Origin of the sequence: uncultured Marixanthomonas sp., from assembly GCF_963974425.1 — a bacterium.
GTDB lineage: Bacteria > Bacteroidota > Bacteroidia > Flavobacteriales > Flavobacteriaceae > Marixanthomonas.
The window spans coordinates 68,170-81,560 of sequence record NZ_CAXBCK010000010.1; the positions used below are offsets into that span (position 1 = coordinate 68,170).

Consider the following 13,391-nt stretch of genomic DNA (forward strand, 5'->3'; position numbering starts at 1 on the left):
ATTTTATGGATTGAAAGTCTACTGTTTCATTCTGTATCTTCCGCCATAAAATCACTCAGCCACCTTTTTCTAAAATTATTATATTCTATCAAACATCAAAAAATACTTTTGAGAGGCTTCGAAGGCCTAACACAAGTGCAATAAGTACGATGATGATTCCTATAGCGTTTTGAGCTTTATTATTTTTATAGGTTCCTAAAACTGATTCTTTATTAACCACCCACACTAAAAACCCTGCAATTACGGGTAGTAAAATTCCGTTGGCTACTTGTGCAAATTGGATAACTTCAATAGGTTTGAAGCCTACTGAAGAAAATATGACACCCGTTAACAATACAAGCATCCAAACGGCACGAAATTTTTTAGATTTTAAACTAAGTTCCCAATCAAAGCAACCTCTGGCTACATATGCAGCTGCTAAAGGCGCTGTAATTGCTGAGGAAATCCCGGCGGCAAACAAACCAATACTTAAAAAGTATTTTGCAAAGCTGCCAAAAAGCGGTTCTATACTTTTTGCCAAATCGGCTGCATTGCTAATTTCTGAATTTTTAATAGAAGCGGCACAAATAATAATGGCAATAGACACCAACCCGCCCAAAATGATAGATACATATAAATCGGTTCGGGCAGCTTGTAATTCTTCTTTGCCATTCCATTTTTCCTTCACCAAAGAGGCATGTAAAAACAGATTATAAGGTACCACTGTCGTTCCTACTAAAGCAATGATAGCTAGCACACCTTCTTTAGGGATTGAAGGCATAAACATACCCTTTAAGACTTCTATCCAATTGGGATTGGTTACAATAGCTGTTACTAAAAATGAAATGCTCATCAATATGACTAATACGACAAGACTTCGTTCAATTACTTTATAATTTCCAATAAAAAGCAAAATAAAAGCAATTCCTGCTATTAACATGCTTAAGTAGTTAAGTTCTAAACTACCTATTAAAACAGTAGATTCCGTAAAAATAGTTTCTAAGCCTAACATTCCGCCGCTGATGTTCCCGGCTTCATACGCGGCATTCCCTATTAATATTGCTGAAAGAATAAGGAGTATAGCAACAATTCGCACCGTTTTTAAAGGAATTTCGCTCCGTACCGCTTCCGCTAAACCTTTTCCATATACCAATCCTAACCGAATGGCCATCTCTTGCAACACAATCGTGGCAATGATCGATAAAACCATAGCCCATAACAATGTGAAACCAAATTCAACACCGGTTAAAACACAGACAGTAACGGTTCCCGGACCTATAAATGCCGCTGCTATTAATGCACCTGGACCTATATTTTTAAATATGTTTTTCACCTGTGTTTTTAGTTTTGTTGCAGAGCGTAAATAGCGAAACTTGCCAACCAATGACCGCCCTCGTAGGTATCGCCTACCAAATTAGGGTAGGAATATGAAATATGCTGATTTGCCACATTTTTTAAGTATTCATACTCTGGATATTGATTTGCCAAGCCATACAACACCCAAGCTCGGCTAAAATTAAGCCCATCTAGATGAACCAACTTTCCATCACTCCTATCGCCTACTTTCCCCGGTTCAAGTTGATAATTTTTATCTTCTAAAGTTGGTAAGAAAGAATCAAGCCAGCCTGTAAATTCTTCCTTCGGAAGCACACGACGCATGATATCCACTTCTTCTAAACACGGTGAAAGAAAATCGTATCCGCTGGGTTCCCATGTCATAGGACAACCTTCATCGTTTAAATAAAATTCTTTAGCTCGTTTTGAAATAAGAATTTGTAATTGAGTGTTCTCTGTAGCATTAGCATAGTCCCACGCAAATGCCAATCCAAAAGCAGTATTGGCATGTTCCCCTACTCTAATTGGATAGACTAGTTTAGGTAGATACTCTTTATATTTCGAAACGATCTCGTCTGTTAAAGGTTGTAAGTTTTCGGCCAATTGTTTTGCCATTGGGTCGTCCCAAGTGTGTAATGCTTCTGAAAGTTTTAGTAACCATGCCCATCCATAAGTACGTTCGTAACTTTTATTAATGTCTTTTTGAAAATACTCAAGTTCTTTTGATACATTTTTAGCCGTAATATTTTTCTGAAGTATCTCTTTAACCCTATCTGCCTTTTCCATATCTGGAAACTGTTTTACTAGTGTAACCATAGACCAATAACCGTGAACAGCGCTATGCCAGTCAAAACAGCCATAAAAAATTGGGTGTAGCGCCTCTGGGGATTGTAAATCTTCATCACTGCCAATGGTCTGTCCCAGTTTGTTTGGATATTCATTTTCCACACAATGCAATGGAAGTTCTATTAATTGATTGGCTTCAGCTAGTGTAAAGGAAGGAGAATCGTATTGCTGAATTTCAGTTTCGTTTTTAGTTTCAATCTTATTTTCATGTTTCATTTTGTTTTCAGGACTCTTTTTTTCTTCGGACGAATTACAACTCACCAATATGGAAAGTAAAAAAAACAAGGAAAGGACATTTTTCATAGTAGGATATTTCAGAAACAGTTTCTATTAAAATATTAAAGATATTAAATATAGTTTCTATTTAAGTTTTAGAAACAAAAAAAGGGATACCAATTGGTATCCCTTTTACTTTTTAGTGAATTCTGAATTACATTTTAACGTCTTCCAGTTTTACTTCTTCACCTTCTTTGTTGATTAATTTAACTTCATCAAAATCCATGTCTTTAAATTGAGCAAACTGTGTTTCAGCATCACCAACAACCAAATAAGCCATTTTAGACTCGTCTAGGTATTTATTTGCCAATTCTTTATGCTGCTCAAGCGTCATGTTTTTAACGATGCTCTCTTCGTTTTCAATATAATTTGAAGGAAGGTCGTAACTGCTCATTTCTTGAAGCATACCCAATAATGAGAATTGCGTTTCAAAACGACGCGCGTTCGATTTAATCATTGCATTTTTAGTGAAATCTAGATCTTCCTTACTGATTCCTTCTTTGTAGTTAGCGATCTGATCCTTAAATATTTGAACAGACTCACCTGTAGTATTGGTACGAACACTAGAGGAAGCAGTAAACGTTCCTGGAATTTTGCTTCCGCTGAACCCCGTACGTGCTCCATATGTATATCCTTTTTCTTCACGAAGAATAAGGTTTACATTTCCGCTAAAAGAACCACCTAATTTATAGTTCATCACCTCAACAGGGTAAAAATCCTTATCGGTACGTGGTAATGCGATATATCCAATATTGATAACCGATTGCTTGGCTTTAGGAATATCTACAAAATACAAAGAAGCTTTATCACGACTTTCCGGAATTGTATATTCTGGAATGGTTACTTCTTTTGCTGCCCATCGCTCTTTTAATCCATTAAGTTGCTTTAAGGTTTCTTCTTTGTCTATTTTACCAACTACGTGAAATGTACTAATTGATGGTGAAAAATTGTTGTTATAGAAGGACTTTAAATCTGCCATTTCTATGGCTTCTACAGATTCTTCCGTTCCGCTTGTTGGAAGGCTGAAAATATGGTCTTCACCGTACAACAATTTATCATAGACATTGCTCGCTACCCTGTTTGGATTCGCGGCATTACGTTTTATCTGGTTGATTGTTTTGGTTTTAACACGTCCCAATTCTTCTTCATCCCAACGTGGTTCTAGTAAAATTTCTTCTACTAAATCCATTGTTTTATCGAAGTTACGTGTTAATGTGTTTCCACGAATTACAATAGACTCGTTGGTAGTGTACATATTAATAGAAGCTCCTAGAAGATCAATGGCCTCTTCAAGCTCTTCTGGAGTTTTGTTTTGCGTACCCTCCATTAAAATATCTGTCATTAAGTTAGCAACACCATTTTTATTTTTATCGTCCATTAAATGTCCGCCTTCGATTACTAAACTGAAGTTAACCGTTGGAATTTCATTTTGCTCAATTCCGTATACTTCTAATCCGTTATCTAATTCTGCCGTCCAAGTATCTGGAATGCTTAATTCTGGTGTAGCACCTTGCTCAGGTTGAATAGAACGATCAAAATTTGAAGGAGTTTTAGCTACTTCTTCAGTTGATTCTTCAATATTCTTCTCTACATTCTCCTTAATTTCTTCTTCTACAACTGGCGCTTTTTCTGAATTTTCAGCAATCAACTCCATTTGTCCTTTCGGTACGAAGCTTGTCAACACAAAAGGCTTATCTTTTATGTACTCGTTATACACACGCATAACATCTTCCTTGGTTACTTTTTTGATGTTTTCAATATCATCTTCGATAAATCCAGGATCTCCAGTAAATGTGTTATAACGTGCTAATTGGAATGATTTCCCTAATACACTACTTATTCCATTGTAAAAATCTGTTTCTAAACCAGCTTTAATACGCTCGATATCACGATCGGTCACGCCATTCTTTTCAAACATCGCCATCGCTTCATTAATTCCAGTTTCTACGCTATCTAAGTCAACACCGTTATTAGCGGTAATATTAATTCGGAATTCACCCGCCAATTCTTGCGAACTATTGTAAGCGCTAGTTCTTGAAGTAAGGTCTTTCTCTTTTACCAATACCTTATACAATGGTGCTTTTTTTCCATCGGAAAGTATTTCAGCTAAGAAATCTAATGCATATGCATCCTCAGTATATTGCTCAACTGTTGGCCACACCATATTTAGTTGTGGTGCATTCGCAAAATTATCTTCGTGGTACAGTCTTTTGGTTTCAGAAATAGTAACCGGTTGTGGTTCCATTTTTTCAACTTCTTGACGTTTTTTGATTTCGCCAAAATACTTTTCAATCATTTCTTTAGCCTCGGCTGTTTCAAAATCACCTGCTAACACCAATGTCGCATTATTAGGACCGTAAAAACGATCGTAAAATTCGCGAACATCTTCTATAGTTGAATTTTGAAGGTCTTTTAATTCACCAATAACTTGCCAATTGTAAGGATGTCCTTCTGGATAGATATTTTTATCGATTACCCAACCAGTGTGGCCATAAGGATTATTATCTACACGTTGTCTCTTTTCGTTTTGAACCACTTCTTGTTGGTTATAAAAAGCAGACTCGGTAACTGTATTAATAAAGTATCCCATACGGTCACTTTCTAACCACATTACCATTTCCATGGCATTTTTAGGTACCACTTCGTAGTAAATAGTTCCATCTTTCCAAGTACCGCCGTTTAATGTACCGCCAGCATCTTGAATCTTTTTGAAAAACTGATCTTGTGGAACGTTCTCAGATTCTTGAAATAGCATATGCTCAAATAGGTGAGCAAAACCAGTACGGCCCGTTTTTTCACGGTTAGAACCTACGCCATATTGAATGGCAACTGAAACAATCGGGTCACTTTTATCTTGGTGTAACACGACATCCAGACCGTTTTCAAGTTCATACTTTTCAAAATCGACAGAAAGTGAAGCACTTTCTTCTGTGGTTTCAGTTTCTTCATTTTTACAGGAAGTAAAAGTAAAAGCCACTGCAAGCAGAGCAATAACTGTAATTTTAATTTTGTTTTTTGCAATCATATTGGTTTAGTTTTGTAAGCGCTAAAGATACAACTGCAGTTTTGCTGAAATCTTAACGAAATGTTAAATCAATTAACAACTATTTTCTTTGTAATTATTTTTTCATCAATAACTATCTTTATTAAATAAACTCCTGCTGAAAAATTTGAAATGTCTAATTTATTAGTTTTACTTTCAATTAATTCCTTTTTTAATAGTTTCCCCGTTAAATCAAATATTAGTACTTGAGAAGGTTTTTTTATTGATGTAAGTAAAAATTCAATAAATAACATATTATTAGCAGGATTGGGATAAATATTTACACCCGATTTATAGTCATAAATAGATAAGGTTTCTTCAGTAATTTCAGTGTTTTCAGTATTGGTTTCAATGGGGAAATTATAGTCAAAATATATTTCAGCATTATTCATAATATTTTCCCCAACCTGTAAGTTTCCTCTAGTTTTTATCTTAAATAAAACAAAGCCTTTATTATTTGGCGATGTAAAGGGTAATTGAATATCTTCAAAAACAAACTCTAATATATTGTCATTTTTTAATCTAGTAACAAAATTATGGCTTGAACTTAATGGAACTATAGACAATGGATTGAGGGTTTCTGTATTTAAAACATCCTTAATTACAATATTTCTAGCGTTTACTGTTCCTAAGTTTTCAAAGCGAATTAAATAGTGAATATAGTCTCCAATCTTATTTACTGGTAGAGTATTGCCTTGTAAACATTTAATGTCATTTGGATCCATAGAGTTGAAAACAGTTTGTTCTAAAGTGAAAGTATTGTCTTCTATGGTTTCATCATTTTCTTGGGGAAAAATTGACGTTTTAAAATTTAATATTTCACCTCCGTTTAACGGAGGCACATCGGTTGGAGCATTTAAATGCATTGCAACCTCAATTTCGTTGGTTTGAAAAGGTAATAGATCATTAAAAATCCAATTAATAGTATCTGTAGATTGTGAATTTTCAGAAGGTGTAGCATTTAAAAAATCCATAAATTCATCTTGAAAGGTTAATTTCACTTCTCCAGAAAGGGTAGTATTCCCTTTATTTTTATATATAATTTTATATCTACAATCAAATCCTGGTACTGCTTGCTCTAAGGGAACAATTGTTATTTCTAAGTCATCATGTATTCCATCGGGTACTATACAGTAGTTTTGAATATGTGGGTTTTGTCCCGTAGGGATATCTAGTTGTACAATACTAGGATCAATTGTGAAATATGATATCTCTTCCAGCATTGGCACAAATGTGTGAGGCCCTTCTTGCAAAGGAATTTTATAGTTACCTTCTCCATTTGCTATAAAAATTGCCTCTTCAGTTCCATTAGACACTTTAAGTTTTAAATAAGGATAAATAGCATCTGTAATGTTACATCCATTTCCATCAATATCAAACCTGGTTTCTCCTATTACATCATAATATCCCCCCCCTGGAACAAAAGAACAATATGAATTAACTTGGCAATCTACATATCCATAATCTTCAAGCTTATTTGTCACTTGAAAATACTCCACTAACGAACCATTTATCTCACTATCTATACAAATAAATCTTATATCAGGATTATTATCAAAACCTAAAGAGACTAAAGAACTACCGTTTTTAATAAACAAAGTTTCTAAGGCGTTATTGTTAATTGCTAAAGTTTTAAGTAAGTGATTTGAAGTAATATCTAATGAAGTGAGTGAATTATGTTCAGCGCTAAAGTTATATAACATTTTACTATTTGAAATATCTATCTCAGTAAGGTTGTTATAGTCACAATTTATATTATCTAGTTGATTACTATTCGTTAATATTTCCGTAAGTTCATTATAAGCACAATTTAAGGAACGTAAATTAGTGTTGTGACTTAAATTAAGAGATTGAAGTTCATTAACAGCACAATTCAATATTTCTAATTCTATATTTTGAGATAAATCTAATTGGGTTAAGTTGTTTCCCGTAACATATAATTCTGTTAAATTAACATTACTAGCTAAGTCTATATTCAAAATATTAGGATTAAAGCTAAAATTTAAATGAATTAAATTAGGAGCTTCATTTAAGTATAAGTCACTAAAATCATTACCAGAAACATTTAAATGTATTAATTCCTGATTATCTAATAAAGTAAGTTCTTGTAATTCATTATCATCTGCAATCACTGTCCTTATGTGTTGATTTTCAGAAAAATTTAAACTCGTTAGAGAATTATTTTTGATATCTAAAGTTTTGAGCTGAACATTTGAACTAAAGTTTGCTGTAGAAATTTGATTACCGTAAATTAAAAGACGTTCCAAATTAATAAAATAACCAATTTCATCTATTGAAGAGATCTCACTATTTTTTAAAGACAAGTATCTTACTTCTTGAGCTTCGTAAATATCTATTTCACCATCATCATTAATATCTGCATCTTCTGTAGGTAATGAGCCATTTGGTGAAGTAATGACGCAATTAGTATTTACTAATCTATTTTTCAAATTTTGGTCTGTAAATTCTATTATTTGTGCATGTATATGTAAACTACAAATAAAAAAAAGTAAAAAGTAACACAGTTTCATTAAAGTATATTTTGGGGTAAATTAAATATTTTATTCCTTTATAATAAAAATTAGTTAAAAATTAACCAAACCAACCGTCACGATCCAAGCTTCTATATTGAATAGCTTCGGAAATATGATTACCCGTTATATTTTCTGAATTATCTAAATCGGCAATCGTTCTAGATACCTTTAAAATACGGTCGTACGCTCGAGCGGAAAGGTTAAGGCGTTCCATAGCTGTTTTCAATAGTTGTAAGGAAGCTTCATCTAATTTACAAAAGGTTCGTATTTGCTTAACGCCCATTTGCGCATTATAATGGATATTTTCAAACTCTTCAAAACGTTTTGACTGTAATTTTCTGGCCTGTGTAACTCGCTCTCGTATGATGATGCTCGCTTCGCCTTTTCTTTCTTCGCTCAATTTTTCAAAAGGCACAGGAGTTACTTCTATATGAATATCAATTCGGTCTAGTAACGGACCCGAAATCTTGCCTAAATAACGTTGCATTTCGGCTGGTGAAGAAGTTATTGGCGCATCTGGATCGTTAAAATATCCACTAGGACTGGGGTTCATACTCGCAACTAACATGAAGCTGGACGGATATGTAACTGTAAATCGTGCTCGTGAAATGGTTACATCGCGGTCTTCTAGCGGTTGTCGCATTACTTCGAGGACGCTTCGCTTAAATTCAGGTAATTCGTCTAAAAACAAAACACCATTATGTGCCAATGAAATTTCCCCTGGCTGGGGGTATTGTCCGCCGCCGACCAGTGCTACATCACTAATTGTATGGTGGGGACTTCTAAAAGGGCGTGAAGTCATTATCCCTCCTTTTTGTTTCGTTCTTCCGGCAACACTGTGTATTTTGGTAGTTTCTAACGCTTCATTAATAGTCAATGGAGGTAAAATACTGGGCAAACGCTTTGCCAACATGGTTTTACCCGAGCCTGGAGGGCCAATTAATATTATATTATGTCCACCAGCGGCAGCGATTTCCATACAACGCTTAATACTTTCTTGGCCTTTTACGTCGCTAAAGTCGAATTCTGGGTTTTCAAGATGTTCATAGAACTCAGCTTCCATATCAACGATGGATTGTTCTAGAGGAATTTCAGCATTGAAAAAATCGATTACTTCTTTTATAGTTTCTACGCCGTATACTTCCAACCCATCAACAATTGCAGCTTCTTTTTCATTTTGTTTGGGGAGAATAAAACCTTTAAACCCTTCTTCTTTAGCTTTTATAGCGATAGGCAAAGCACCACGAATAGGCTGTAAACTTCCATCTAGAGAAAGTTCGCCCATAATAATGTATTCTGAAAGGGGATGATTTTCTTTTATCTGTCCAGTAGAAACTAATATTCCAATAGCCAAGGTAAGATCGTAAGCCGAGCCTTCTTTTCGAAGATCGGCCGGAGCCATGTTTAGAGTTATTTTTTTTCCAGGAATTTTAAATCCGTTGTTTTGTAAGGCAGCAGCAATGCGGTAATTACTTTCTTTAATAGCATTATCTGGCAGACCAACTAAATGGTAGCCAACTCCAATATCAGTATTTACTTCAACAGTAATAGTTGTGGCTTCTACGCCAAAAACAGCACTCCCATATACTTTTGTGAGCATATTTTTTAGTATTTAAAACAAGGGAGTTGAATAAAAAGGAAAGATAGTAATTTTTTATTTATACCGTTTTCAGAAAAAAAGTATTATTTCATCCACCAGCAATCAATAAAATCTGTTACCATATGAAACAACAATCCTACCGCAATAATTCTGGTTTTTTTGAAGAATAAAAACACCAAATAAACACAAATGGCATAATAGGAATGCAGTGGATGAAACCCGATACTACACCTTCCGGGAGAAAAAATAGGGTCTGCCAGCAAATGATCCAGATCGACAAGCATGGTGGCAATCATAATGAGCCAAGCGCGTTTCCAGTTATTTCTGAAAAAAATCCACGCTAATAAACCTGGGGCTAAAAAGTGAAGCGAATAATGTGTAACTGTTTGCAGCATTTCTTACTAGATAAGCTAAAAGCATCTATTCAATAATAATGGGAGGCACCAATTCATTTTTAATTGCGAAGATGACAAGTCCCGCTACGTTTTTCACATCTGCTTTATCCAATAAATTTTTACGGTGTACTTCCACAGTTCTTGGGCTTATAAATAATTTTTCAGCAATTTCAGCGGTTTTATGTTGTTTGCAGATTAACTCTAAAACCTCTGCTTCCCTTTCAGTTAAAAATTCGTCATCAAAAACAGTTTTATCACTGTATTTACTTCCTCCTTTTTTACTATTCACTACTTCCATCACGTGTTTATCGTAATAGAAACCATTGTAATATACTTGTTTTATGGTATGTAAAACTTTTTCAGGTGGTGAATTTTTCACTAAGTAAGCGCTTGCCCCTACATCTATCATGTTTCTAATAAATGGTTTGGTATTGTATGTAGTAAGAGCAATAATTCCTATTTCACCGTACGCTTGGTGTATCGCCTTGGTAGCTTCGACACCATTTAATCCTGGCATTTTTATATCCGTAACAACTATATCGGGTAATTGTTCGCAACCTGCCAAGTGTTCCAAAAGCTCGTTCCCGTCACTGGCCTGATATGTAATTTCTATGGCTGAATCACGAGAGAGAATGTGCACCATCCCTACTCTAAACAGTTCTTCATCATCTGCGATTACTACGTTAATTTTCATCTTTACTGGGGTTTAAGGCTAAAGTTACAGAAATTCCATTATCTGGTGAAGATATTATAGTATGAGTTGCATTTAAAATGGCAACTCGGTTTTCAATACCGCTCATCCCTAATCCTTTTGCTTTTTTGGCAATTGAAACATCAAATCCTTTTCCATTATCGGAATAGTACAGAAGTAGTTGTTTTCCTTCCATTTCGGTTTTTAAAGTTAGATTTGTAGCTTCAGAATATTTTATGGAGTTATTGAACAGCTCTTGCACGATACGAAATACATGCAATTCTTTATCCTTGTTAAGAAAATGTTCTGGATACTGTAAATTACAATTTACCTCAAAGCTATTGGTGTCGGCAACTTCTTCGCACAACTCTTCTAGGGCAGCTTCCAGTCCGAATTTATCTAAAGTAGGTGGCAACAAATCGTGAGCAATCTTTCGGGAGCTTTCCAAAACGTTTCCGGTTACCTTTAAAATGCTATTGGCTATTTTATTTGTTTCTTCAGAAGAAATATCTTTTAATGACAACATGTTAGCATTTAATGAAACAATGTTGAGTTTTGAACTAATGGCATCATGCAAGTCTTGAGCAATTCGCTTTCGCTCCTCTTCTTGGGTGATTATGGTAGTTTGTAGTATTTCTTTTTGATTGGCAATTTTCAAGTTTGCCTTTTCCAGTTCACTTTTGATAATCCGTTTTCTTGAAAAGTAAAAAAACAAAATAATAGCTACCGCCATTGCTACCAAAAGGGCAATGGCAATGAGGATAAGATCGACTATTTGATAGTCTTCTTGGAATAGTAATTCTTCCACCATGTCACGAAGATAAGAAATTGAAGGCCAAGATAGAGTACATTATTTAAGTTCAATAATAAGCGATAACCATACTTTGTAATTAATTCCATATTAAACACGAGGTTACCAGAGGCAAAAATTAAAATACTAGACAGTAAATAGAAAAAAAGACCTATGTTAATGATAAGAAATTCATTTGTTTCGTGCAGGTACTTATAAAAAAAGAGGACTGAATATATTACAATAATACCTTGGGTGATTGTAACACCTAATGGATTGTAGCGAAAAAACATAGCTGGGGTTTCAATAAACTGAAACGTGATAATACCTAGAACTATCCCCAAAACAACATACATCCATTTATGTTTCAACAGCTCAAAATAAAAAAATGTGAGAAAAATAAACTGAAGAATGTAATAAAAATGAAAGAGAAAAAGATTGTTATTTATAGGAACAATAAATTTTAAAAACGATGCATTAAGCTGTATAATGGCTATTACAACTAAATAAACCGCAAATATTTTAAAGGCTTTATTGTTTCCTTTAAGCCTAGAGATATAAAGAAGCGCATTTAACACACAAAATGCTATCGCAAAATTACTTGAGATATCCAACAACGTATCCATTAGCTTAAATAACGTATAGTTTTCTTTCTGAAGTTTCCATACCAAGCGATAAAAACTAAAATTTGAAAAATAATATAGAATACACTGTTTAAGGTTAGCAATAATATATAGTCTTCTTTCGAAATTAAATCGAAATTAAACACTAAGTTTCCCGATGCCAAGATTAAACTACTACTAATCATATATAGAAAAATGCCTAAATTGATTAATAAGAACTTCGAATCTTTTTTAGTCAGTGAAAAGTAAAAATATAATAAAGCATATACCGTAATAATCCCTTGCGTTAAGGCAATACCAACAGAATTGTATTTTAAAAATAAAGAAAAATCACTTACATATTGGTACCCTAAAAAAGCAAGTACCAAAATACCTATATATAAAAGTATTTTTAAGTTTAATAGTTCACGGAAAAAAAGAGTCAAAACTGCAAATTGAACAATAATATATACGTTAGACATATATAAATTATAGTCTGTAAATAAATGTAATAAATAACTTATTACCTGGATAATGGATATTAATAACAAGTAGTAAGTAAAGATTTTAAAAGCTTTACCGTTGTAAGTAAAGCTTTTAAAGAATAAAATAGTATTAATTACAACTGTAATAACCCCTATTTTTCCTAAAAGAAGAAATAATTCCATTTAATGGTTTTAATTCAAAGGGCTTAGGGGATCGGAGGCTGGTGGATCTGGTAAAGTAAAATCATACAATTTACCTCCCGTTTGCAATCCATTGTATCCATTTATCATATCGCGATAGATAATACTACCATCATCTTGATCGTCAGGCTGTGTTGCTACAAAAATTAATTTTTCTTCATTGGTTGTAGGATCTACCCCTATATAAGCACGAACTTTTTTCTTGCCGCTTCTTTGCGTTGCCATTTCATCTAAAACAGCTTGCAAATCTTCGGCGGGAATTAAAAATCCATTACATTCATTGTGTTTGTTGTAAGTAGATTCTACGGAGCGCCATTCGGTGGTCCAATCTTGTGCTGTTTGTAATGAAATTGAGTTGTCTTCTTGACTCATAAATAGAATTTTTGGTTAGTAAAGTATAAAAGTAAGAAACCTTTTTATGAAAACTAACTTAAATTAACCTCATATTTATGAACTTTTTAGGTCATATTTAAAGACGTTATTGAAATTTCATCATCCGCTTGATCCATTTCAATTTTCTATTGGTATGAGGATAGTATTTTATGGGTAATTCTAACCACGTAGGTTTATCAAGAATACTTTTATAATGTGTAAAACAGTCAAAACCTGCTTTA

The 13,391-nt window shown here is 33.9% G+C and carries 10 protein-coding genes; all 10 read right to left on the reverse strand.

Going from position 1 to position 13,391, the window contains the following annotated elements; translation table 11 throughout:
• Positions 1 to 88: 88 nt before the first annotated feature.
• A complete protein-coding gene (locus AACZ92_RS04260; protein ID WP_339697480.1) occupies positions 89 to 1,312 on the reverse strand; it encodes an Nramp family divalent metal transporter in 1,224 nt (407 codons plus the stop codon).
• Positions 1,313 to 1,320: 8 nt separating this feature from the next.
• Positions 1,321 to 2,463, reverse strand: coding sequence for a DUF2891 domain-containing protein (locus AACZ92_RS04265; RefSeq protein ID WP_339697481.1), 1,143 nt, complete (start codon positions 2,461 to 2,463; stop codon positions 1,321 to 1,323).
• Between the two features lie 127 nt (positions 2,464 to 2,590).
• On the reverse strand, positions 2,591 to 5,461 hold the full coding sequence (locus AACZ92_RS04270) for a pitrilysin family protein (RefSeq protein WP_339697482.1): 2,871 nt from the start codon (positions 5,459 to 5,461) through the stop codon (positions 2,591 to 2,593).
• A 68-nt stretch (positions 5,462 to 5,529) separates the two neighbouring features.
• Complete coding sequence (locus AACZ92_RS04275; RefSeq protein ID WP_339697484.1) at positions 5,530 to 7,929, reverse strand: T9SS type A sorting domain-containing protein; 2,400 nt, start codon at positions 7,927 to 7,929, stop codon at positions 5,530 to 5,532.
• A gap of 142 nt (positions 7,930 to 8,071) precedes the next feature.
• Positions 8,072 to 9,613, reverse strand: a complete 1,542-nt coding sequence (locus AACZ92_RS04280; protein ID WP_339697486.1) for a YifB family Mg chelatase-like AAA ATPase — start codon at positions 9,611 to 9,613, stop codon at positions 8,072 to 8,074.
• An 83-nt stretch (positions 9,614 to 9,696) separates the two neighbouring features.
• Positions 9,697 to 10,008: a DUF6122 family protein gene (locus AACZ92_RS04285; protein ID WP_339697488.1), complete on the reverse strand. Its 312-nt coding sequence runs from the start codon at positions 10,006 to 10,008 to the stop codon at positions 9,697 to 9,699.
• Between the two features lie 25 nt (positions 10,009 to 10,033).
• Positions 10,034 to 10,702, reverse strand: a complete 669-nt coding sequence (locus tag AACZ92_RS04290) for a response regulator transcription factor (RefSeq protein ID WP_339697490.1) — start codon at positions 10,700 to 10,702, stop codon at positions 10,034 to 10,036.
• A complete protein-coding gene (locus tag AACZ92_RS04295) occupies positions 10,692 to 11,510 on the reverse strand; it encodes a histidine kinase (protein WP_339697492.1) in 819 nt (272 codons plus the stop codon). The genes AACZ92_RS04290 and AACZ92_RS04295 overlap by 11 nt, the downstream gene beginning before the upstream one ends.
• A gap of 604 nt (positions 11,511 to 12,114) precedes the next feature.
• Positions 12,115 to 12,759, reverse strand: coding sequence for a hypothetical protein (locus AACZ92_RS04300; RefSeq protein ID WP_339697494.1), 645 nt, complete (start codon positions 12,757 to 12,759; stop codon positions 12,115 to 12,117).
• A 9-nt stretch (positions 12,760 to 12,768) separates the two neighbouring features.
• Positions 12,769 to 13,149: a hypothetical protein gene (locus AACZ92_RS04305; protein ID WP_339697496.1), complete on the reverse strand. Its 381-nt coding sequence runs from the start codon at positions 13,147 to 13,149 to the stop codon at positions 12,769 to 12,771.
• Positions 13,150 to 13,391 lie beyond the last annotated feature (242 nt).